22 protein-coding genes are annotated in these 22,520 nt (G+C 66.2%); 14 read left to right on the top strand and 8 right to left on the bottom strand.

The annotated features are described in order from the left end of the window. Positions 1-174: 174 nt before the first annotated feature. The 3 genes from IP69_RS16590 to IP69_RS16580 form a co-directional block, all read right to left on the bottom strand. Complete coding sequence (locus IP69_RS16590; RefSeq protein WP_054143941.1) at positions 175-1,020, bottom strand: DMT family transporter; 846 nt, start codon at positions 1,018-1,020, stop codon at positions 175-177. Beyond that, a complete protein-coding gene (locus IP69_RS16585) occupies positions 1,017-1,517 on the bottom strand; it encodes a GNAT family N-acetyltransferase (RefSeq protein WP_054144014.1) in 501 nt (166 codons plus the stop codon). Before IP69_RS16585 ends, IP69_RS16590 begins: the two co-directional genes overlap by 4 nt. A gap of 86 nt (positions 1,518-1,603) precedes the next feature. Further along, the gene (locus IP69_RS16580; RefSeq protein ID WP_054143940.1) at positions 1,604-2,044 is read right to left on the bottom strand and encodes a BLUF domain-containing protein; all 441 of its coding nucleotides are present in this window, start codon (positions 2,042-2,044) and stop codon (positions 1,604-1,606) included. A gap of 215 nt (positions 2,045-2,259) precedes the next feature. On the opposite strand from IP69_RS16580, the gene IP69_RS16575 reads away from it, so the two are divergent. Beyond that, entirely contained in the window at positions 2,260-3,684 is a 1,425-nt protein-coding gene (locus IP69_RS16575) for a hypothetical protein (RefSeq protein WP_054143939.1), read from the top strand. A 309-nt stretch (positions 3,685-3,993) separates the two neighbouring features. Then, the gene (locus IP69_RS16570; RefSeq protein WP_248306872.1) at positions 3,994-4,704 is read left to right on the top strand and encodes a L,D-transpeptidase; all 711 of its coding nucleotides are present in this window, start codon (positions 3,994-3,996) and stop codon (positions 4,702-4,704) included. A gap of 84 nt (positions 4,705-4,788) precedes the next feature. On the opposite strand, the gene IP69_RS16565 is transcribed toward IP69_RS16570, so the two are convergent. The 3 genes from IP69_RS16565 to IP69_RS16555 all read right to left on the bottom strand — a co-directional run bounded on the left by IP69_RS16565 (position 4,789) and on the right by IP69_RS16555 (position 7,857). Next, entirely contained in the window at positions 4,789-5,562 is a 774-nt protein-coding gene (locus IP69_RS16565) for a DUF2076 domain-containing protein (protein WP_082359411.1), read from the bottom strand. Between the two features lie 115 nt (positions 5,563-5,677). Further along, entirely contained in the window at positions 5,678-6,982 is a 1,305-nt protein-coding gene (locus tag IP69_RS16560) for a UDP-glucose/GDP-mannose dehydrogenase family protein (RefSeq protein ID WP_054143937.1), read from the bottom strand. Between the two features lie 179 nt (positions 6,983-7,161). After that, positions 7,162-7,857 carry a L,D-transpeptidase gene (locus IP69_RS16555; RefSeq protein WP_248306871.1) on the bottom strand — a complete coding sequence of 232 codons (696 nt, stop codon included), beginning with the start codon at positions 7,855-7,857 and terminating at the stop codon, positions 7,162-7,164. Positions 7,858-8,181: 324 nt separating this feature from the next. Here IP69_RS16555 and IP69_RS21945 point away from each other — a divergent pair, with 324 nt between their 5' ends. Together IP69_RS21945 and IP69_RS16550 are read left to right on the top strand one after the other, a co-directional pair. Further along, positions 8,182-8,373: a hypothetical protein gene (locus IP69_RS21945; RefSeq protein ID WP_156323505.1), complete on the top strand. Its 192-nt coding sequence runs from the start codon at positions 8,182-8,184 to the stop codon at positions 8,371-8,373. Positions 8,374-8,442: 69 nt separating this feature from the next. After that, the gene (locus IP69_RS16550) at positions 8,443-10,449 is read left to right on the top strand and encodes a methyl-accepting chemotaxis protein (RefSeq protein WP_197279916.1); all 2,007 of its coding nucleotides are present in this window, start codon (positions 8,443-8,445) and stop codon (positions 10,447-10,449) included. Between the two features lie 20 nt (positions 10,450-10,469). Here IP69_RS16550 and IP69_RS16545 read toward each other — a convergent pair whose 3' ends face one another. Beyond that, positions 10,470-10,880, bottom strand: a complete 411-nt coding sequence (locus tag IP69_RS16545; protein ID WP_054143934.1) for a globin domain-containing protein — start codon at positions 10,878-10,880, stop codon at positions 10,470-10,472. 259 nt (positions 10,881-11,139) lie between these two features. Between IP69_RS16545 and IP69_RS16540 the strand changes: the two genes are divergently transcribed. Together IP69_RS16540 and IP69_RS16535 are read left to right on the top strand one after the other, a co-directional pair. Next, entirely contained in the window at positions 11,140-12,369 is a 1,230-nt protein-coding gene (locus tag IP69_RS16540) for a M20 family metallo-hydrolase (protein WP_054144012.1), read from the top strand. Between the two features lie 118 nt (positions 12,370-12,487). Further along, entirely contained in the window at positions 12,488-13,900 is a 1,413-nt protein-coding gene (locus tag IP69_RS16535; protein ID WP_054143933.1) for an amidase, read from the top strand. A 10-nt stretch (positions 13,901-13,910) separates the two neighbouring features. Here IP69_RS16535 and IP69_RS16530 read toward each other — a convergent pair whose 3' ends face one another. Continuing rightward, positions 13,911-14,858: a TatD family hydrolase gene (locus IP69_RS16530; RefSeq protein ID WP_054143932.1), complete on the bottom strand. Its 948-nt coding sequence runs from the start codon at positions 14,856-14,858 to the stop codon at positions 13,911-13,913. Positions 14,859-15,317: 459 nt separating this feature from the next. Between IP69_RS16530 and IP69_RS16525 the strand changes: the two genes are divergently transcribed. From IP69_RS16525 to IP69_RS16490, 8 genes are all read left to right on the top strand, one after another. After that, positions 15,318-16,919 carry an ABC transporter substrate-binding protein gene (locus tag IP69_RS16525; protein WP_054143931.1) on the top strand — a complete coding sequence of 534 codons (1,602 nt, stop codon included), beginning with the start codon at positions 15,318-15,320 and terminating at the stop codon, positions 16,917-16,919. A gap of 165 nt (positions 16,920-17,084) precedes the next feature. Beyond that, a complete protein-coding gene (locus IP69_RS16520; RefSeq protein WP_054143930.1) occupies positions 17,085-18,026 on the top strand; it encodes an ABC transporter permease in 942 nt (313 codons plus the stop codon). 2 nt (positions 18,027-18,028) lie between these two features. Further along, positions 18,029-18,937 carry an ABC transporter permease gene (locus IP69_RS16515; RefSeq protein WP_054143929.1) on the top strand — a complete coding sequence of 303 codons (909 nt, stop codon included), beginning with the start codon at positions 18,029-18,031 and terminating at the stop codon, positions 18,935-18,937. A gap of 22 nt (positions 18,938-18,959) precedes the next feature. Beyond that, positions 18,960-19,895 carry an N-carbamoyl-D-amino-acid hydrolase gene (locus IP69_RS16510; RefSeq protein ID WP_054144011.1) on the top strand — a complete coding sequence of 312 codons (936 nt, stop codon included), beginning with the start codon at positions 18,960-18,962 and terminating at the stop codon, positions 19,893-19,895. 67 nt (positions 19,896-19,962) lie between these two features. Beyond that, on the top strand, positions 19,963-20,214 hold the full coding sequence (locus IP69_RS16505; RefSeq protein ID WP_054143928.1) for an AbrB/MazE/SpoVT family DNA-binding domain-containing protein: 252 nt from the start codon (positions 19,963-19,965) through the stop codon (positions 20,212-20,214). Further along, positions 20,214-20,612 carry a type II toxin-antitoxin system VapC family toxin gene (locus tag IP69_RS16500; RefSeq protein WP_054143927.1) on the top strand — a complete coding sequence of 133 codons (399 nt, stop codon included), beginning with the start codon at positions 20,214-20,216 and terminating at the stop codon, positions 20,610-20,612. Before IP69_RS16505 ends, IP69_RS16500 begins: the two co-directional genes overlap by 1 nt. Before the next feature lie 55 nt (positions 20,613-20,667). After that, the gene (locus IP69_RS16495) at positions 20,668-21,831 is read left to right on the top strand and encodes an amidohydrolase/deacetylase family metallohydrolase (RefSeq protein ID WP_054143926.1); all 1,164 of its coding nucleotides are present in this window, start codon (positions 20,668-20,670) and stop codon (positions 21,829-21,831) included. Between the two features lie 144 nt (positions 21,832-21,975). After that, positions 21,976-22,509 (top strand): GNAT family N-acetyltransferase, encoded by a 534-nt coding sequence (locus tag IP69_RS16490; protein WP_054143925.1) that lies wholly within the window; start codon positions 21,976-21,978, stop codon positions 22,507-22,509. Positions 22,510-22,520: the final 11 nt, after the last annotated feature.

Raw genomic sequence — 22,520 nt, 5'->3', positions numbered from 1 at the left:
CCAACCGATGGCGCGGAGATAGGCCCATCCCTCTCGCGAGTCAAGAATTGACGCTGCAGAAAGGTGAATGCGGCAGGCGGGACGCCAGTTCGAACCGGCCGTAGATCATGCGAGCAAGGCGACATGACGACAGCCGGCGAAGCCCGTGCCCGATCGCCTGCGACTCTGCAATTCTCACCGACGCCGGCTGATCGCAACCGCGCCCGCGACAATCAGCACCGCGCCGGCATAGGTCGTGATCAGCGGCACCTCGCCGAAGACGAAATAGCCGAGCAGGCTCGCCCAGATCAGCGCGGTGTATTCCAGCGGTGCCAGGCGGGAGGCTTCGGCGCGGGCAAAGGCGGATGTCAGCGTGAGGTGCCCGGCAACGCCGAGCGCGCCCGCCGCCAGATAGATCAGGAGGTCGCGCGCCGTCAGCGGCACGAAACTCAGCGCGGCGGGAACGGCCAGAACCAGCGCCGGCCCGCAATTCTGGAACGCCACGATGATAGCCGGATGCTCCTTCTGCGCGATGCGCCGCAGCAGGATCAGGTTGAAGGCGTAGGTTACGGCCGAGAACAACGCGGCCGCGACGCCCAGCCCGGCCCCGCTGACTTGGCCCTGCAGCCTCGGCCAGACCATCACCAGCATGCCCGCCAGGCCGAAGCCGAGCGCCTGCAGGATGCGGGCATCCATGCGCTCCTTGAGCATCAGGGCGCCCAACAGCGCCACGAAGACCGGCGCGAGAAAGGCCAGGGTCAACGCCTCCGCCAGGGGCAGCACGGAGAGCGAATAGAAGAAGCTGCCGGCGGTCAAAACCACCACCGGCACGCGGATGCTGTTGCCGATCAGGCTCTCGCGCGTCGGGAAGGCGGGACGCACGAAGGCGAGAACCGCCAGCGCGCAGACGCCGCCCATGGCGAAGCGCATGAACAGCGTCAGTATGAAGGGGTGCGCCTGCATCTGCGCCTTCACCACCGCATCCATGGCGGTGAGCAGGGCGATGCCCAGCAACGCGCGCAGGACGGGCCCGAAGCTCATGGGCCCGCACGCAGCCGCAGGCGGAAATGATATTCCCAGGTCGCGGAGACATCGGCGAGGTAGCGTTCGCCCGGCCACCGCCTAAAGCCGAGCTTCTCATAGAAGCGGTGGCCCCGCGCAAACCGCGAATCCGACCAGAGCATCATCTCGTCGAATCCGCCGGCCTGCGCGAAGCGCATCGCCTCGGCAAAAAGCACTTGCGCCAGCCCCGTGCCGCGAAACGCTGGTGCCGCATAGACCTTGGTGATCTCGATCGCGTTCTGCTCGGCAACCGGCGTCGCGCCAAGCGATGCGGCGATCCCGCCATCCGGCCCCTCGGCGACCCAGAGCCTGCCGCCCTTGCCGGCGAAATGGCTGGCGGGAGCCTGTAACTCCGGGAACTCGTCCCAAACGAAGACGCAGTTGGGATATTCCGCAAAACTCGCCGCGATCAGGCGTGCGAGCGCCTGCGAATCGGCGTCGCGGGCCGGGCGGATCGCGGGGAGGGTAGTTGTCATGGCGTCCGCATAGCCGGGCGGCTGCCCGCCGGAAAGCGGCGCGGCGGCGCCGGCCCATTCGGGCAACGCATGCATGGCCGCGGGCGCTACGGTGACCGGGCATCCCCGAGGCTCAGCGCCTGGGCAAGCGACACCGCCGTCTCGTAATCGATGCGCGACCGGTCGATCTTGCCCAAGATGCCGTGGGCAGCGAAAATCGGGTCCTGCGCCGGTGTCCGGCGATAGCCGCCCATCTTCCATTCGCGGAAACTGCGCGTCTCGATGGGCTGCGTCGCCAGCACCGCCACGTCGCGATGGCGCTCGTCGCGCGCGATCCGGTCCATCGTCGCTTGAAGCGCATCATGGGGGCCTTCGAGCACCTGAATGAAGCTTTCGCCGTCGAATATCAGATAGCCGGTGACGTCGGCAGCCTCGTTGTTCTTGCGGGACACCGACAGGATCGCGCGAAGCGCGGTGAGTTCGCCGTCGACCCTCCCGGACCGATAGGTCGACACATAGGCGAGCCGGTGAAGGGAAGGCGATTCCATGAGGCGTCCTCGCGCGAAACGGTTTGCGCGTCAACGCGGCGCGTGCCGTCCGGTTCGACGTCCGGCCATGGCGGGCTCGCATCTGGGTCTCTGACGCCTCGCCCGCACTTGGAAAACCACCGCAGCCCCGCTACGCCGGAGCAGCAGCAGGCTCGGGCGCGGCGAGTCGCGCGAAGGGCCAGCCAAGGACATCATCGGACGATGACGGAGATTCGATGACGGTCCTCCTGCCCTTCGTCCTCAATGCCGGGCTGAACTTCGTCCTCGGCTTGCTGATCGCCTACTTTCTCGGTCCGGAAGAATTCGGTCGCTACGCCATCGGCGCGGCCATCATTGTGCTGGTCAACACCGCGCTGCTCGACTGGATCAGGCTGTCGGCGGTGCGGTTCTATTCGCTGCAGGCCCGCGAGACGCAGCCGGAGATCCGCGCCACGCTGGATCTGCTCATCGCGGGCGTCAGCCTGTCGCTCTGCGCGCTGCTGGCGGCGGCCATCGCCGCCGGCATCGACACCCGCATGCCGGCGATGATGCTGGCGGCCGCAGTTCTGGCGGGCATCGGAGCAGGGCTCTTCGACTATCATGGCGCGATCGCCCGGGCGCGCTTTCTCGATGCGGCTTACGCCCGGCTGATCATCGTCAAGAACCTGCTCGCACTCGTCCTGATGGTGGGCGGCGCCTGGCTGACGCGCGATCCGACGGTGGTTTTGCTCGGCGGGCTGCTCAGCGCGGCGTTCGCGGTGATCTCGGTGCGCCGCCAACTCGCCGATGCGCCCTTGGCGCTGTCGGCGGCACGGCGGGATCTGGCCTGGACCTTCGCGAAATATGCCCTGCCGATCGTCGCCGGCAATGCGATCTATTCGCTGATCCCCCTGCTCAACCGCTCGCTGATGGCGGGGGCGCATGGCTTCGCCGAGGCGGGCTATTTTTCGCTCGCCTCCGATATGGGCCTGCGCCTGTTTGGGACGCTCGGCGCCACGCTCGAGATCGTCCTGCTGCGGCAGGTCATCCGCCTCGACGAGACGCGCGGCCGGCGCGCGGCGCAAAAGCGGATCGCGTCCAATCTGGTCATCGTGCTGGCCGTGGCGCTGCCCGCAGCCATGGGCTTCTGGCTGGCCCTGCCGGCCTTCGACCGCCTGCTGGTGCCGCCGAGCTTTCAGGGCCGCTTCTCGGCCTATATGGCGCCGCTCCTGCCGGGATTCCTGGCGATCACCCTGTTCCTGGCCGGGCTTTATCCCGCCTTCCTGATCGAGAAGCGCACGCTCGTCGCGACGCTGGCCGCTGTGGTCGCACTGGTTGTGAATATGGCCATCGTGATGCTCTTTGCCGCGTCGCCGGTAGTTTATGCGCTCGCCCAGACGGCAGCCTTTCTCGTCGTGCTCGCCGTCACGGCGGTTGCGGCGCTGCGCCTTCTCCCGGTCATGCCCTCGCTGCGCGATTGCGGCGCGATCCTGCTCGCGGTCATCCTGATGTCCCTCGCCATCTGGCCCTTGCAAGGCCGTCTGGCTGCGCTGCCCGAACTGGCCCTGCAGGTCGCGCTGGGTGCGCTCGTCTATGGCGCCGTCATTCTCGCCTGCGACGTCGCGCGCTGGCGCACGCTGCTGCTGCTCTGGTGGGCCGCGCGGAAAGGCCGGTCGCGCTGACCGCCAGATGCATGAGCAGCCGAAAGGGCGCAGCGGTCTGCCGACGTGGCAACCCTTCCTTTACCCTGTCCGTTTCCACACCACTAAGGTTAACTGGAAGAATTGGCGGGTTCGGCACGGAGTTTCCACAGCAACAGGCCGCGATTCACCATTCCTTTTAAGGCCAGCCGTCACGCTCCCGACAACCGATATCGAGAGAGTTGCGTCATGCGTCCAGTCCTGTTCTTGCTATGGCTCGTGCTGTCGGCGGCTGCTTTCCCCCTTGCTGCGATGGCGCAAAACCGCGCCTACGACCCTGCGCCCGAACCCATGGTGAGCGGACAGACAGGGCGTGGCCAATATGGCGGCGGTTTCATCGAGTTGCTGATGACCGGCCGCGATCCCGGGCCGCAGGGCCGGGGAGGAGCGGTCTACAACCGGCCGGGGGCCTCGTCGGCCTATGGCCGCAATCTCCGGCCGCAAGCAGGCTATGAGGCCGATCCCTTCGAGCAGGCGCGGGGCCAATACCGGTCGCCGGGCCGCGTCGCGTCGCTGGGCCAGCCGATCGAGATGGAGCGCCCGATCGAGCGCGTCATCGATCCCCGCTTCCACAAGCAGGAGGTTGCCTATGACGGGCCGCACAAGGCCGGCACGATCATCATCGACACGCCCCGGCGCTTCCTTTTCCTGGTGCAGCCTGGTGGTCGCGCCCTGCGTTATGGCATCGGCGTCGGACGCCCGGGCTTTTCCTGGGCCGGCATGAAATCCGTCAGCCGCAAGGCGGAGTGGCCGACCTGGACGCCGCCGCCCGAGATGCTCAAGCGCCGGCCGGACCTGCCCCGCTTCATGCCTGGTGGCCCGGAGAACCCGATGGGCGCGCGCGCGCTGTATCTCGGTTCGTCGCTCTACCGCATCCACGGCACAAACGAGCCCCACACCATCGGGCAGGCCGTCTCCTCGGGCTGCATCCGCATGACCAACGACGATGTCACCGACCTCTACGAGCGCGTTCGCGTCGGCGCCCGGGTGCTGGTGATCTGACTCATCTGTCGGTGCTCGTTCCAATGAGAAACCCGCCCGGAGCGTGCCGGGCGGGTCATTATTCACGGGAACGGGCGTTGACGATCAGGCCCAGTCTTCGTCTCCGCCATCGAACCCGCTCGAGCCGTCATCATAGCCGGCATCGTGGGGCTCTTCATGCGCGGCCTGCTGGTAGTTGGCTGATTCGGAGGAGCCGTCATTGTAACCGGCCTGTTCCGTATTCGCCGCCGCGTCCGGCTCGGGCGTGGTGGCCGCGGCCTGCGCCGGGGTCGCCTCGCCGGCCTTGGCCGCACCGCCGCCGAAGGCATTGGTCAGCACGTTGCCGAGCATCATGCCGCCGGCGACGCCAGCTGCCGTCGTCAGGGCCGTGGCCATGAAGCCGCCGCCACGTCCGGGCGCCTGCTGGCCCTGGTTCGACCAGGGTCCGGGCTGCTGACCCTGCGGGCCGCCTGGAGCGGCCGCCATCGCGCCCGGCTGCTGGCCGGCCTGGTTGGACCAGGCGGATGAGGGGGCGTCCTGACCGCGGGGCGGGAAGGATGGCACCGAGCGCGGCCGCGGCGCCGGCTGCGCGCCGCCACCGAAGATGCCCGATAGGAAGCCGCCCGCCTGGGCAGGGGCCTCGGCAGGTCGGCTCTGCAACTCGCGAAGTTGCGTCTGCAGATCCTCGACCTGCGCCTGGAGATTGGTCAGTGCGGTTTCCTGCACATAGACCGCCTGGGCCATGGCGTAGGGGGCGTAGGGCTGGTCGCGGAGCCGTTCCGCGATGAACTGCTCAGCCTCGGGGTCGCGGGGCTGGTTGGCCGCCTGTTTCAGGCGATCGAAAATCCCGGCGATCACGTCGCGTTCTTGCGGCGTCATCGTCATCTCCTCTCATGTCGGGCGGCGCGGATGCGCCGCCGCATCAAGAGGTGGTGCGTGCGTGTGACGGTATCAAGGCGCAGCCCATCGCCCCGCCCTGGGGCGTGGCGCGAGGTCAGGCATTGCCGACATTGCTGTAGGAAAAACCGCGGCGGCGCATGTCCTCGGAGCGATAGATGTTGCGCAGATCCACCACGACAGGCGCGCGAAGACCGAGTTTGACGCGGTCGAGATCGAGCGCGCGGAAGGCATCCCATTCCGTGATGATCACCAGCGCATCCGCGCCTTCGATGCAGGAATAGGGGTCGGCCGCGAAGGTGACGTCGTTCAGCAGCGCCCTGGCCGGCGCCATGCTTTCGGGATCGAAGGCCACCACGTGAGCGCCGCCGTCCTGCAGCGCCGCGATGATCGCCAGGGAGGGCGCCTCGCGCATGTCGTCGGTGTTGGGCTTGAAGGCGAGCCCCAGCACCGCGATGCGCTTGCCGCGCACGCTGCCGCCACAGGCCGTGATGACCTTGCGTGCCATGGCGCGCTTGCGCTGGTCGTTGACGGCGACGACGGTCTCGACGATGCGCAAGGGGCTGCCGAGATCTTGCGCCGTCTTCATCAGGGCCAGCGTGTCCTTGGGAAAGCAGGACCCGCCAAAGCCTGGCCCCGCATGCAGGAACTTGCTGCCGATCCGGTTGTCGAGGCCGATGCCGCGCGCGACCTCCTGGACATTGGCGCCGACAGCCTCGCACAGATCGGCCATCTCGTTGATGAAGGTGATCTTGGTCGCGAGATAGGCATTGGCGGCATATTTGATCACCTCCGACGTCCGGCGCTGGGTGAACAAAAGCGGCGCGGCGTTGAGGTAGAGCGGGCGGTAGATCTCTTCCATGACGGCGCGGGCGCGCTCGTCCTCGGTGCCGATGACGATGCGGTCAGGGCGCTTGAAATCGCCGATCGCGGCGCCCTCGCGCAGGAATTCGGGGTTCGAGACCACGGCGAAATCGGCATCGGGCCGAGTTTCGCGCATTATGCGTTCGACCTCGTCGCCGGTCCCGACCGGCACGGTCGATTTGGTGACGATCACCGTGAAGCCGTCGATCTCGGCGACAACGTCGCGCGCCGCCTGATAGACATAGGATAGATCTGCATGGCCGTCGCCTCGCCGTGTCGGCGTGCCGACGGCGATGAAGACCGCATCGGCACCGCGCACGGGTCCAGCCAGTTCCGTGGTGAAGCTTAATCGGCCCTCACGGACGTTCTTCGCGACGAGATCCCCGAGGCCGGGCTCGAAGATCGGGATTTCTCCGCGGTTCAACGCCTCGATCTTCGAGGCGTCGGTGTCAACGCAGGTCACGACATGGCCGAAATCGGCGAAGCAGGCACCAGACACCAGGCCAACATAGCCTGAACCGATCATCGTGACGCGCATCGATCGCCCTCTCCCCGCCAGCCGGACGCGACTCCATCACGCGCTGCAACTGTGGCGGAGGCGGCCGGGCTTAACCCGCCTACACCAGATTGCTGCACCTGCACAACAAATGTCGCGTTGCCGTGAGGCGTGGTGACGAGCTTGGGTGTCAGGCGAATGACGCTGGCGGCGTCAGGTCTTCAGATGCTGTCGGCAGCGGCAAATTCGTCGAAGGTTTCGCCGGGCTGCGGGGTCAGCAACTGCCCACGATTCAAGACCACAACGGTCGAGCCGGTGGGGACGCGGCTGTGCAGGTCGATGATGTCCTGGTTGAACAGGCGAATGCAGCCGCTGGACACTGACTGGCCGATCGACCAGGGCTCGGTCGTGCCATGGATACGGTAAAGCGTGTCGCGGTCGCCCTGATAGAGGTAAAGCGCACGCGCGCCGAGCGGATTGTCGAGCCCGGCGGCCATGCCGCCTGCCCAGGGGCCGTTCTTCTCGGGATCGCGCGCGATCATCGCCGCTGTCGGCGTCCACCGCGGCCACGCCGCCTTGCGCGCCACCGTGGCGCGGCCGCGCCAGGACATGCCCTGCTTGCCGACGCCGATGCCGTAGCGGATGGCGCGCCCGTTCTCTCTAACCAGATAGAGGAACTTGTTGTCGGTATCGACGATGATCGTGCCCGGCTGTTCGCGGGTCGGATACGAGACCTCGCGGCGCAGATAGCGCGGATCGACTTCGGAGATATCGGTCGCCGGCAACGGGAACTGCTCGTCGGGGCGCTCGGCATACATGGCGAGATATTCGGCGCTGACGGCGAAGCCCGGCGCGCGAGCCACCTCATAGGGCTGCTGCGGCGCAGACACACAGCCGGCCAGGGCCAGCGGCATCATGAGCAGAGTCAATCGACGGGTGGGCCGGTCGAGGAGCGGCGAGAGCGTGTTGGCGGCGGACGGAACGACGGGCATGAAGTTGGACTCTGCTTTATTGATCTTGCGGACGCGGCTGATGAACGGCGGAAAGGCGCAGGCGTTCCATGAGTTTCGCTGGAGATGACCTTCAATCGCTATGGCATGTCCGCGGGGTGAACACGATGCGGCGAAAATGTGTCGCGCCAGCACTGTGCTGAATTCGCCACAGGCGGTTGGCGCCGGTTGTTCGCGGGCAGCGCGAGGACGAAAAGTGCAGGGAAAACAGCTGCCCCGGCCAGTTCAGCCATGAATATCGCACTAAACAGCAGCAACTTAAGCGATTATTTACCGAAACACTCAACTGTGACAGCAACGTTGTTCATGGTCGCTGCGGTAGTCGAGTGCAGCTGTGTCAAGGGTGGCGGGCATATGTTTGAATTCGATCTTGAAACGATCGACGCGCGTTTTGCGCGCGAAGTATTAACCGGCGCCGTTTGATCGCGGTCGAACTCTCTGTCCCGCAGAGTTGGACCGATGCAGACGCCGACCCCAACCCGGGCTGTCTCCGTGAAAAAGCTGTTGTCGATTCGCCTGCCATTTGCCACCCGCCTCGCGATCATCGGCGTTGTCTTCGTCAGCCTGGCCGTGGCCGCGTCGGTCATGGTCTCGCTGCGGGCGACAGAGAAGGCGATGCGCGAGCGTGCCCAGGCGAGTCTCACCGTCAACATCAACCTTCTGCGCGATCTGGTGACGGCAAAGGGCGAACCGCGGCTGGAAGGCGACAAGCTTTACTTCGGCAACGAGGCAGTGAACGGCAATTTCGCCGCGGTCGACAAGGTCAAGGCGCTCGCCGGCAGCGTCGCCACGGTCTTCATGGGCGATGTCCGTGTCGCGACCAATGTGGAAAAGGCCGACGGTACGCGCGCCATCGGGACCAAGCTGGCGCCCGGTGCCGCCTATGACACGGTGCTCAAGCAGCGTGCGACCTATTCTGGCGTGGCAGATATCTTGGGGCTGCCCTATTTCACGATCTACGAACCGATCATCCAGAAATCCACCAACAGCGTCGTCGGCATTCTCTTCGTCGGCATCAAGCAACAGGATTTCGTCAGCGTCATCAGCGACATGATCTTCGTCAGCGTGATGGCGGGCCTGCTCATCGCGGCGGCTGCCGGCCTGGCCCTGTTCCTTCTGGTGCGGCGGATGATGAAGCCGCTCGGCAGCCTCAAGGCAGCGATGGAGCGTCTGGCCGCAGGGGATCTCGTCTCCGCGGTGCCAACCTTCCGCGACCGCGAATTCGCGGAGATGGCCGGCGCGGTCGGCGTGCTGCGCGGCGCGGCGATCGAAAAGGAGCGTCTCGAGGCCGACGCGCAATCCCAGGCGAGCCTGATGGACGAGAATCGGCGCTCGACCGAAATGGAGCGTCAGCAGGCCTCCGAGCAGCGGCTGCAGCAGGCGAAGGAACTCGAGCAGGTCGTTGGCGCGATTGCGGCCGGGCTCTCGGCTCTTTCGGACGGCGATCTCACGCATCGCATCGAGGCGCAGATGCCGGCCGACTACGCCAAGCTGCGGGCCGATTTCAACGCCACGGTGGACCGGCTGTCAGCGACGGTGAAGACGATCCAGGTGACCTCCGCCGACGTCGGGCTGGCGGCACACGAGATCAACATGGGCGCCAACGATCTGTCCAAGCGCACCGAAGAGCAGGCCTCGTCTCTGGAAGAGACCGCCGCCACGACCGAGGAGCTTGCAGCCTCCGTCAAGGCTTCGGCCCAGGCTTCGCGCGCCGCCGCCACCATCGCCGACGAGGCGATGCGCGCGGCGCAGTCGGGCGGCGAGATCGCCGAGCAGGCCGTCGACGCGATGGCGCGAATCGAAACCGCTTCGACCAAGATTTCCGACATCATCCGCGTCATCGACGACATCGCGTTCCAGACCAATCTGCTGGCTTTGAACGCGGCCGTCGAAGCCGCGCGCGCGGGCGATGCCGGCAAGGGCTTTGCGGTGGTGGCTTCCGAGGTCCGCACCCTGGCCCAGCGTTCGAGCGAAGCGGCCAAGGATATCTCGGCGTTGATCTCCTCCACGAATATGGAGGTCGGCGAGGGCGTCAAGCTGGTGCGCCGTGCCGGAGAAGCGCTGAGCCAGATCCTCGGCGCCTCGCAAAAGGTCGCCGCCACCATTGCCGATATCTCGGCTGCATCCGGCGAACAGGCCAACGGCATCGACGAGATGAGCCAGGCGGTCGCTCATCTCGACGAGATGACCCAGCAGAACGCGGCGCTTGCCGAGCAGAGCGCCGCTTCGGCGGGCTCGCTCACGGGCAAGATCGGGCAGCTCAACGACCTCGTCGCCGCCTTCAGGACGGGCCAGGACGGCTCCAGCGCTGGATCGACCTATCGTCCTGCGACCGCGCCGACCTCCGAGCCCTCCCGCCTGCGCGATCTGGCACAGGCCGCGTTCGTTCAGAGCAAGACGCGCGCACCTGCCGCTGCAGCGTCCCGGCCGGCTTCTGTCGCGCCCGCCAGGAAAGTCGCAAACAGCCGCAGCGGTGACACCGGCTGGTCGGAGTTCTGACCAGCCCCGGGCTGCGGCGCTCAGGCTTCGAGGTCGGCGGTCATCATGGTGCTGGCGATCTCGGCGTAGAGCGTGGTCCAGACGCGTTCCATCTGCGGTCCAAAGCCCTCGCCGAGCGATGTCCGCAGCGTCCAGAGCAGGGCCTCGCCGACCTGGTCGTAATGCCGGTCGGCGACGCCATAGCCGCGGTGACTGCGGCCGAGCTTGCGCAGCAGGATTTTCAGCCCGCGGGGATCGCGCAGCGTGGCCATCACGACGGCCAGAAACTCCATCAGCGCGGCGCGCTGGATCGCGAGATCATCCTTGAACAGCGCGCGTGTTTCCGGCGCGATCTCGAACAGGCGTCCGTAGAACAGCACTGCGGTTTCGGTCCGCCGGCGGTTAAGCTGCGCGAAACTTTCTCTGACGAGGGCGATGTCGTCCTCGGTCATGATAGTGCCTCTCGAAGGTGGGGTGAAACCAGTCGCTCAGCGGATCGCGGATCATCATCGCGGCTTTGGGGCGATTCGCTCCATCATAAATCCGTTACATTCAGATAGCCGCACACCGCATCGGTGCCTCGGGGGGCATCGACAGCCCTGCGGATGCCCGATTATGCAGGAGATCCGTGACCGACGGGGCCGGCAGCCGACGACGCTCGGGAATGGCCCGCGATGGCGGCTCGGGCAGTCGAACGAGGAGATGATGATGATGAGCAGCAATCTGAGGATCGATGGCCCCCGGCTGCTGTCGCGGCTTGCCGCGCTCTCGGCCATCGGCGCCACACCGGAAGGCGGCTGCCGCCGACTGGCGCTCAGCGACGAGGACAGGCAGGGCCGCGACTGGCTGGTGGCAGAACTCGAGGCGCTCGGCCTGTCGGTCAGGATCGACGCGATCGGCAACATCATCGGCATTCTCAAGGGGCGCGAAGACGGCCCGGCCGTGATCATGGGCTCGCATATCGACACCGTCGGCACAGGTGGGCGCTTCGATGGCGCGCTCGGCGTCGTCGCGGGTGTCGAGGTCCTGGCGACGTTGCGCGACGCCGGGTTGACGCCCAGACGCGACATGGCCGTGATCGCCTTCACCAACGAGGAGGGCGCCCGGTTCCACCCCGACATGCTCGGCTCCTATGTCTGGGCCGGCGGCATGAGCGTGGCGGACGCCCATGCCGAGCTTGACGCCGACGGCGCGGTCCTGGGCACCGAACTGAAGCGGATTGGCTATGAGGGCCTCGAGGAACCGGGCTTCCTGCCCGCCCATGCCTATCTCGAAATGCACATCGAACAGGGCCCGGTCCTGGAAAGCGAGGGCGGAGGGCTGGGGGCGGTCACCGGTATCCAGGCGATCTGCTGGCTCGAATTGACGCTGACGGGCAAGCCGAGCCATGCCGGCACGACGCCGATGGCCTATCGCAAGGATCCGGGCCTGGCTGCGGCGCGGATCAACCTGTTCGCCAACGAGCTGACCAGGACCACGCAGGACCAGCTCGCCAATTGCGGCGTCATCCGCGTCCAGCCGTCCAACGTCAATGTCGTGCCCGAAACCGTGATCATGACGCTCGATCTGCGCAATCCCAGCGACGATCTGCTCGCGGAAACGGAAGCCGCAGTGCGAAATTTCTGCGCCGAGCTCTCGGCACGCGACGGCATCACGATCTCATTTCGCGATCTCGCCCGCTTTCCCGCGACGCCCTTCACCGAAGAGCTGATCGCCACGATCGAAACCAGCGCCACGGAGCTCGGGCAGCCGATTCGACGGATGATCTCGGGCGCCGGTCATGACGCGCAGATGATGTCCCGCATCTGCCCCACGGCGATGGTCTTCATTCCCTCGATCGGCGGGCTTTCGCATAATCCGGCCGAGTTCAGCACGAACCAGGACATCGCGGCCGGCGCCAACGTGCTGCTCAACGCGGCCTGGCGCGTCGCAAACGCCTGACCGGTTCGTTGCGAGCGCGGGGAAGCCACAAGGGGGTCTCGCGGGACGGCCTCTGGATTGCTTCGCGTTGCTCGCAATCACGGCCCAACGCCCCGAACGACACCAACAGGATAAGCCCATGACGACCATCGCCTCGCTTTCCGCCGCCGAACTCGGCCCGCTTTACGCCAGCCGCGAACTCTCGCCGGTCGAGGTCGCCAGGGACGCGCTCGACCGGATCGAGCGCTTCGAGCCGTCGATCAACGCCTTTGTGCTGCGCGACGAGGCCACCACGCTGGCAATGGCCGAGGCCTCGCAGGCGCGGTGGCTGAAGGGCGAGCCGCTCGGGCCGCTGGATGGCGTGCCGGTGACCATCAAGGACAATATCGCCGTCGCCGGTTGGCCGCTGCGGCGCGGCTCGGCGGTGGCCTCGGACGCGCCTTTCCCCGATGATGCGCCCGCCGCCGCGAGGCTGCGCGAGGCCGGCACGGTCTTCCTCGGCAAGACGACGATGCCCGAATATGGCTGGAAGGGTGTCGGCGATTCCCCCCTGTCGGGCATCACCCGCAACCCCTGGGACATCGCCACCGGCCCCGGCGGCTCGTCGGCCGGCGCCGCCTCCTGCGCGGCGCTCAATCTCGGCTGCATCCATATCGGCACGGATGGCGCCGGCTCGGTGCGCATTCCCGCGGCCTTCACCGGCGTGGTGGGCCTCAAGCCGACCTATGGCCGCGTCCCGGCCTGGCCGGTCTCGACCATGGGCTTCCTGGCGCATTTGGGCCCGCTCACCCGCACCGTCGCCGATTGCGCGCTGGCCATGAATGCCATCGGGCGCCCCGATAACCGCGACATGACCGCGATGATCGACCGTGCGCCTGACTATGTCGACGGGCTGAAGGGGGGCGTGAAGGGCCTGCGCCTGGCCTGGTCGCCGAAGCTCGGCGGCGATGTCGCGGTCGATCCCGAGATCGCCGCTCTGACGCAAGCTGCGGCGATGGCCTTCCGCGATCTCGGCGCCAGCGTCGAGGAGGTTGATCCCGGCTTCGACGACCCGATCGAGACGCTGATGACGATCTGGTCGGCCGGCGCGGCGCTGGCCTTGCGGGCGATCGGACCAGCCGAGCGCGCGCGAATGGACCCCGGCCTCGTCGCCGTCGCCGAGCAGGGCGAGCGCGTCACGGGCGCGGCCTATGTCGACGCGCTGCTGAACCAGCGCAATGCGCTTGCGCACAAGATGGCGCAATTTCATGCACGCTTCGATCTCTTGCTGACGCCGAGCCTGCCGCTGCCGGCCTTTGCGGTGGGTACCAACACGCCAGCGGACGGCGCCTATGGCGATGACTGGACGCGCTGGACGCCCTTCTCCTACCCCTTCAACATCACCCAGGCGCCGGCGATCTCGCTGCCCTGCGGCCTGACCAGCGCGGGTCTCCCGGCAGGGCTCCAGATTGTCGGCGCCTTTGGGCGCGATGCGCTGGTGCTGCGCGCGGCGGCGGCGTTCGAGGCGGCGCGGCCTTTTGCGCGGATCGATGCGCCGGTCGGGGCGCACTGAACCGCGCGGGTCAACGCTGCGGTTCGATGAGCCGGGTCAGATTGCCCTGCGCGACACGGTCTCTCGTCGGGGGGCTCAACTGGCGCAGCAGGTTCTGGACGCTCTCGAATTTCATTGCTTCGCTGGCCGGCGAGCGGTGGCTGGCATCGGTGCCGACGATGAAGCGATCGGGTTTGGCCTCGATCAGCGCCAGCCATTCGGGCCAGACCCGTTTGCCGTCGCGAAGGATCGTATAGTCCGGCGCGCGAGGATGGATCGGCCAGGTCCGGGCGCTGAGCTCGTAGGTCAGATTGGGGTGCCGCTCGAGCATGCGGCGGGCGAGAAAGAGCGGCGTGTAGCCCCCATGCGCCCAGATGACCTGAACGTTGGGAAAAGCGTCGAGCAGGACCGATAGCTCGCGCATCCGCGTCGTCTCGATATGAACGAGAACCGGCAGACGATGCTTGCGCGCAAGCTCCAGGATGCCGCGCATCATCGGGCCGAGAGGATCGTAGTCGGTCTCGTTCAGGCCCGGCGAGGGGAAGTGCACCGCCGAGATCTCGCCAATGCCCTTGTACACCCCCGTGGCCAGCAATGCATCGAGGCGCGCCAGAAGGGCAGGGTCATCGCTGTTCCAGGCGGCGCGGAACAGCGATCGCTCGGGTGAGATCGAGGCAAACGGGATGAACAAGCCGGGATGGCGCCGGGCTGCCTCGGCGATGGTCTGATTGTCGCTGGCGCGGCCCCAGAAGATCACCGCGCGCGTCGCGCCGAAGCGTTGCATCAGATCGAGCTGCATGGCCTCGTCGTTGAGATGGACATGGCTGTCGATGAACGGGACATTCGGCGCCCCCGGGTCCGGCTGCACGGCTGGCGCCGTGCTCGCGCGTCTTGGCTGGCGTGGCTCCTGCGTGTCGGGGGCCTGAGCCTGTGCCGCAAAACCGGCGAGCATCGCCGCCACCGCCCACATGCCGCGCATCCGTTGCCTCCCTGCCATCGTCAACGTTGTCGGAACGAGGACGCGGCCTAGTTTGGACTGAATGTCCGGATCTTGGCGAAGCTTAGGCAGGCGGTGAAATCTTCCTGCCCGCACAAGAGCCGGTGCCGCCGCCTTTGAGTCCGCGCGGCCCTTGGCGCGGATCGGCGCGCCCTTCGGTTCGCCCCGACCGAGGCGCAAACCGCCTGCCAATGAGGCAGGCGACGACGGCGCCGTTTCCGCTCCGGCTCTGTAAAACCTCGAAATAAATAATCGGCGCCCCGAAACGGCCTCCCGCGCCCGAATGTCGTCGAAATGCCAACCAGTCCCGTTTGGCACGAAGCGTGCAGGCTGTCTGCCGCCTGCGGTGGGCCGGTCAGACGAGTTGTCACGGCGGATTTTTCTGCCCAAACTCGCGCCAAGGTCGCCCGCTTAGAGGTTGCCGTTTCAGGGGAGAGATCGATGGACCGCAGAACATTTCTGAAGACCGCGGCAGGAACCGGGGCTCTGGCCGCAGCCGGTGGCCTGGCCATGCCCGCCCTCGCGCAAGGCGCGGCTGGGGCGAAAACGCTGCGCTTCGTGCCGCAGGCGAACCTGGCCAATTTCGACCCGATCTGGGGCACGCAATATGTCGTGCGCAACGCCGCGCTCCTGGTCTGGGACACGCTGTACGGCATCGACTCGAAGTTCCAGCCGCAGCGCCAGATGGTCGAAACCGAGACCGTCTCCGCCGACGGCCTGACCTGGACCTTCAAGCTGCGCGACGGCCTCAAATTCCATGACGGCGCGCCGGTGACGGCCAAGGACGTTGTCCAGAGCCTCAAGCGCTGGCAGGCCCGCGACCCGATGGGCCTGATGATCAAGGCGATCGAGGTCGAACTCGCGCCGGTCGACGAGATGAGCTGGAAATGGGTGCTCAACAAGCCCTATCCGAAGATGCTGCTCGCGCTCGGCAAGAACAATTCGCCCTGCACCTTCATCATGCCGGAGCGCATCGCCAAGACGGACCCGTTCACGCAGATCACCGAATATATCGGCTCGGGCCCGATGAAGTTCGTGCGCAGCGAGTGGGTTCCCGGCGCCAAGGCGGTGTTCGAGAAGTTCGCGGACTACAAGCCCCGCTCCGAAAAGCCGGACTGGCTCTCGGGCGGCAAGGTCATGATGTTCGACCGGATCGAATGGGTGATCATGCCCGATCCGGCCACCGCCGCCGCGGCGCTCCAGAATGGCGAGGTCGACTGGTGGGAAACCCCGCTGGCGGATCTCGTGCCGGTCCTCAAGAAGAATGCCAATGTCAGCGTCGATATCGGCGATCCGCTCGGCAATATCGGCGCCTTCCGCATGAACCACCTGCACCCGCCCTTCAACAACGTGAAGGTGCGCCAGGCGGTGATGACGGCGTTGAACCAAGAAGAATACATGCGCTCGATCATCGGCGACGATGACAAGCTCTGGAAGTCAATGGCCGGCTTCTTCACGCCCGGCACGCCCCTCTACACCGAGGAGGGCGGCGAGATGATGAAGAAGAAGAGCGTCGCCGAGGCCAAGAAGCTGCTGGCGGAGTCCGGCTACAAGGGCGAGCCCGTGATCTGCGTCGTCGCGCAGGACATGGCGGCCACCAAGTCGATGGGCGACGTCACCGCCGAACTGCTCAAGAGCATCGGCATGAAGGTCGATTTCGTCGCCACCGACTGGGGCACCGTCGGTGCCCGCCGCGCCCAGAAGACGCCGCCGGCGCAGGGCGGCTGGAGCATGTTCCACACCTGGCATGCCGGCGCCGACTGCGTGAACCCGGCCTCCTACACCGCCGTGCGCGCCAATGGCGACAAGGCCTGGTTCGGCTGGCCCGACGTGCCGGCCGTCGAGACCGAGGTCACCAACTGGTTCGCCGCGAAGGACCTGGCCGAGGAGAAGATGGTGATGGGCCGGCTCAACAAGGCCGCTGTCGAAAACGTCGTCTACTGCCCGACAGGCTTCTATCTCGGCTACCAGGCCTGGCGGAAGAACGTCTCGGGCGTCACCAGCGGGCCGTTCCCGGTCCTGTGGGGCGTCTCCAAGGCCTGACACCCTCGGGCGGGGCGGGCTGTTCGCCCATGACAGGCGAACTTCCGCCCCGCATCGATCGGGCCGCGCGCCAGCGCGCGGCCTCGCGATCCTCGCCGCGCCCTCCCCAAATGGGGCGGCGCCGTCAGATTCCCGTGTCGACTGGCCAGGGGCGTATCAGCCGCAATGTTGTCCTTCATTATCAGACGGATCTTCACGACCATCCCGGTGATGGCCTTCGTGGCGCTGTTTGTCTTCTCCCTGCTTTATATCGCGCCGGGCGATCCCGCCGCCGTCATCGCCGGGGACCAGGCCTCGCCGGCCGATGTCGAGAAAATCCGCGCCAGCCTGGGTCTGGACCGGCCCTATCTGGTGCGCTTTGCCGAATGGTCGTTTCGGGTGCTTCAGGGTGATCTGGGAACCTCGATCTTCACGGCCTTGCCGGTGACGCAACTCATCGCGCAGCGCATCGAGCCGACGCTGTCCTTGATGGTGGTGACGCTGATCTTCGCGGTGACCATCGCCGTTCCGATGGGGGTGATCGCCGCCTGGAAGGCGGGCACCTGGATCGATCGCGGCGCCATGGCCTTCGCTGTCTTCGGCTTCTCCGTGCCGGTCTTCGTCGTTGGCTATCTCCTCGCCTATGTCTTCGCGCTTCAGCTCGATTGGCTGCCGGTGCAAGGCTACACGCCGCTGTCGCAAGGGCTGTGGCCCTGGCTTCGAAACCTGATCCTGCCCTCGGTCACGCTTGGGCTGGTCTATATTGCGCTGATCGCGCGCATCACCCGGGCGACCATGCTCGAGGTGCTGCAGCAGGACTATGTCCGCACCGCCCAGGCCAAGGGCGTCGGGCAGCGCGAGGTGCTCTTCCTCCATGCGTTGAAGAACGCCGCTGTGCCAATCGTCACCATCATCGGCATCGGCATCGCGCTCCTGATCGGCGGCGCGGTGGTCACCGAAAGCGTCTTTGCCATTCCCGGTCTCGGCCGGCTCACTGTCGATGCGATTTTGAGGCGCGACTATCCTGTGATCCAGGGCGTCGTCTTGATGTTCAGCCTGGTCTACGTGCTGGTGAACCTGCTCATCGACCTGACCTACACGATCGTCGATCCGAGGATACGCTATTGACGATGCAAAGCTCCCTCCCGGCGCCGGCGGTGCTGGCAGCGTCGTCCGAGCCGGGCATCGCGCCGCTGCCTGGACGCTTCACCCGCTTCCAGCGCTATCTGCGCCGTCATCCGGCCGTCTCGATCGGCGGCTTCCTGCTGGTGCTGATGGCTTTGATCGGCCTCTTCGCCCCGCTGCTCTGGACGGTCGACCCCACTGCGATCGCCACCTCGCGGCGCACCCGCGTGCCCTCCGAGCTGTACTGGTTCGGCACCGACATGCTGGGCCGCGACATCTACTCCCGCGTCGTCTACGGCGCGCGGGTCTCGCTGGTCGTCGGCTTCAGCGTGGCGATCCTGTCCTCGGTGATCGGCCTGGCGATCGGCCTCTTCGCCGGATTCGTGCGCTGGGCCGACGGCATCGTCATGCGCATCATCGACGGCATGATGTCGATCCCTCCGATCCTGCTCGCCATCGCGCTGATGGCGCTGACCCGCGGCTCGGTCCAGAACGTCATCATCGCGATCACCATCGCCGAGATCCCGCGCGTCGCGCGCCTCGTGCGCGGCGTGGTCCTGTCTCTGCGCGAGCAGCCCTATGTCGAGGCGGCGATCGCCAACGGTGCCCGCACGCCGCGCATCATCTTCCGCCATATCCTGCCCAATACGTTCGCGCCGATGAGCGTGCAGGCGACCTATATCTGCGCCAGCGCCATGATCATCGAGGCGATCCTGTCCTTCATCGGCGCCGGCATCCCGCCGGCGACGCCGTCATGGGGCAACATCATGGCCGAGGGGCGCGCTCTCTGGCAGGTCAAGCCGCACATCATCCTGTTCCCGGCGATCTTCCTGTCGATCACCGTGCTCGCGGTGAACCTGCTCGGCGACGGCCTGCGCGACTCGCTCGATCCAAGGCTGGCCAAGGCGCTCTGACGCCTGTGGTGGAGATATGCCGGTGAGCCGAATTCTGACCATCGCCGCAGCGCAGCTCGGCCCGATCCAGCGCGACGAGAGCCGGGCCTCGGCCGTCGCCCGCATGATCGACCTGATGCGCCAGGCCAAGGCGCATGGCGCCGATCTCATCGTCTATCCGGAAGCGGCGCTGACCGCCTTCTTCCCGCATTGGTGGATCGACGACGAGGACGAAATCGACAGCCATTTCGAAAGCGCGATGCCGTCAAACGAGACCGCGCCGCTGTTCGAGGAGGCCAGGCGCCTCGGCGTGGGCTTCCATCTCGGCTATTGCGAACTGGCACAGGAAGAGGGCCGCAAGCGCCGCTTCAACACCGCGATCCTCGTCGACAAATCAGGCGCGATCGTCGGCAAATACCGCAAGATTCATCTGCCGGGGCACTCCGAACACCGCCCCGAAGCACCGTTCCAGAACCTCGAGAAGCGCTATTTCGAGACCGGCAATCTCGGCTGGCCCGTCTGGCGGACGATGGATGCTCATATCGGCATGATGATCTGCAACGATCGGCGCTGGCCGGAAAGCTACCGTGCGATGGGTCTGCAGGACGTCGAGCTGATCGTGCTCGGCTACAACACGCCCAAGCACAACCCGCCCGCGCCTGACCATGACCGGCTCGGCAATTTCCACAACCAGCTCGTGATGCAGGCCGGTGCCTACCAGAACGCGACCTGGGTCGTCGGCGTCGCCAAGGCAGGTCTGGAGGCCGGTGTCGATCAGATTGGCGGCACCTGCATCATCGCCCCGACCGGCGAGGTCGTCGCGCAGGCGGTAACGGAGGGCGACGAACTGGTGATCGCGCGATGCGACATGGATCTGGGCAAAAGCTCCAAGGCTTCGACCTTCAACTTCGCCAAGCACCGCGAGCCGCAGGCTTATGGGCTCATCGTCGAGCGCAAGGGCGCGGTGGGGCCGGCATGAGGGCATCAGGCTTGCCGGTTCTTGGGTGGAAGTGTAGTATATCCGCCTTGGATATACGGAGGTGACGATGCTGGCGAAAACCCGAGCAACCACCAAACTCTTCGTGACGAACCGGACTCAGGCGGTGCGCCTGCCGAAGGAACTCGCCTTCCCGCCGGAGGTGACGGAGGTCGAGATCATCAAGCAGGGTTCAGGGGTATTGGTCGTGCCCAAAGGCAAGAGTTGGGATGACTTCTTCGACAACGGCCCCTTTGCGAGTGAAGATTTTATGGTGACACGGGACCAGCCTTTGGCGGCCGAGGAACGCGAAGAATTCTGATGCTGGCTTACATGCTAGACACGGATATCTGCATCTACCTGATCAAGGACAAGCTGCCCGCTCTGCGACAGCATTTCAAAGACGCAAACGGCCGGATCTGCATGTCCACCGTCACGCTCGGAGAGCTGAAATACGGAGCCGAAAAGTCCGATCGACGAGCGCAGAATTTTGAAGCGCTGGAACGCTTCGCCGACAGGATGCCCGTCCTGCCGTTCGATGAGCAGGCCGCCGCTCACTATGGAGAATTGCGAGCGGCTCTGGCGCGCGCCGGCACGCCGTGTGGCCCCCTCGACACCCAGATCGGCGCCCATGCCCGCAGCCGGGGCCTGATCATCGTAACCAACAACCGTCGCGAGTTTGACCGCATGCCCGGTCTGCGTGTCGAGAACTGGGTTTGAGCCCCGTTCTCGGCCACATCTGTTTTGTCATGCCTGCCAAGGGGGAACTGCCGAAATGACCCACGATCTCATCCTCAAGGGCGGGCGCGTCATCGACCCCTCGCAGAAGCATGACGGTGTCCTCGACGTCGCCTTTACCGACGGAAAAGTCTCGGGCTTCGGCAAGGATTTGAAGGGCGCCAAGGAAATCCGCGATGTCTCCGGCTACATCGTCACGCCGGGCCTGATCGACCTGCACACCCATGTCTATTGGGGTGGCACTTCGCTGGGCATCGATGCCGACGAGTTCTGCAGGGCGTCCGGCGTCACGACCTCGGTCGATACCGGCTCGGCCGGACCCGGCAACTGGCCGGGCTTCCGCAAGCACGTGATCGAGCGCAGCCAGGCGCGCATCCTCGCCTATCTCCATGTCAGCCATGCCGGCATTTACGGCTTCGACCATCGCGTCATGGTCGGCGAGAGCCGCGACATGGCGATGATGAATCCGATCGACTGCGCCGAGGTCGCCGACAAGAACCGCGACCTGATCGTCGGCATCAAGGTCCGCGTTGGCCTGCATGCCTCGGGCGACCAGGGCACGGCCCCGCTCAACATCGCGCTGCAGGTCGCCAACGAGGTCGGCATGCCGCTGATGTGCCATATCGACCATCCGCCGCCATCCTATGAGGAGGTGGTCAACATGCTGCGCCCCGGCGACGTGCTCACCCACGCCTTCCGCCCCTTCCCGAACGCGCCCTGCACGGCGCAGGGCACGGTCAAGCCCGAGGTGCTGGCCGCCCGGAAGCGGGGCGTCATCTTCGACATCGGCCATGGCAAGGGCTCGTTCTCCTTCAAGACGACGCGGGCCATGCTCGCCAACGGCTTCGAGCCGGATGTGATCTCGTCAGACGTGCACAAGCTTTGCATCGACGGGCCGGCCTTTGACCAGGTCACCACGATGTCGAAGTTCCTGCTGATGGGCATGAGCCTGAACGACGTCGTCGCGGCCTCGACCGTGAATGCGGCGATGGCGTTGAAGCGCCCAGAATACGGCTCGCTCAAGGTCGGTTCGCTCGGCGACGCGACAATCCTGACGGTGAAGGAAGGCAGGTTCGACTATGCCGACGTCACCGGCGAGCACATGACCGGCGACCGCAAGATCGTCTCCGAGGGCGTGGTGCTCAAGGGCGCCTGGTGGCATCCCAAGCGGACGAACAAGTTCAAGAAGGTCGCGGCCTGAGCGAAGGCGCGGCTCGCATCCACGAGTCATTGCGAGCGCAGCTAAGCAATCCAGTGCTTGCTCGACGCTTTCCTGGATTGCTTCGCTGCGCTCGCAATGACGGATTGGCCCAAAATGCCAGTTGCTCAACCCACTTGCCGTCCCATGACCGCAACCGACCTGCCGGCCGTCATGGCGGTCGCGGCCGTGGTGCATCCGGACTACCCGGAAGACGAGGCGGTCTTTGCCGAGCGGCTGCGCCTGTGTCCGCAAGGTTGCCTCGTGCTGGAAGGCGCAGGCGGCCCGATCGGCTATGTCGTCGCCCACCCTTGGCACTGCGCCGCGCCGCCGGCCCTGAACAGCCTGCTGGGCGCGCTGCCGATGCAGGCCGGCTGCTTCTACATCCACGATCTCGCGCTGCTCCCAGCGGCGCGCGGCAGCGGGGCAGGGGGCATGGTCGTCGCGAGGCTGGCGGAGATCGCCACCGACGCCGGCCTGTCCTGCCTCGCGCTCGTTGCCATCGACGGCTCGCTCGGCTTCTGGCGGCGCCAGGGCTTTCACGCCGTGCATGACCCCGCCCTTGCGAAGAAGCTCGCCAGCTACGACGATGCCGCCTGTTATCTGGAGCGCGCTCTCCCATCCGGTGCGCCGGCAGGGCCGGCGGCGAACCCCACTCCATCGACACCAAACCTGATCTGAAAAGGACCACC

Source organism: Allobosea sp. AAP35, from assembly GCF_001295925.1.
GTDB lineage: Bacteria > Pseudomonadota > Alphaproteobacteria > Rhizobiales > Beijerinckiaceae > Allobosea.
This window is presented reverse-complemented; position numbering and strand designations above follow the sequence as displayed.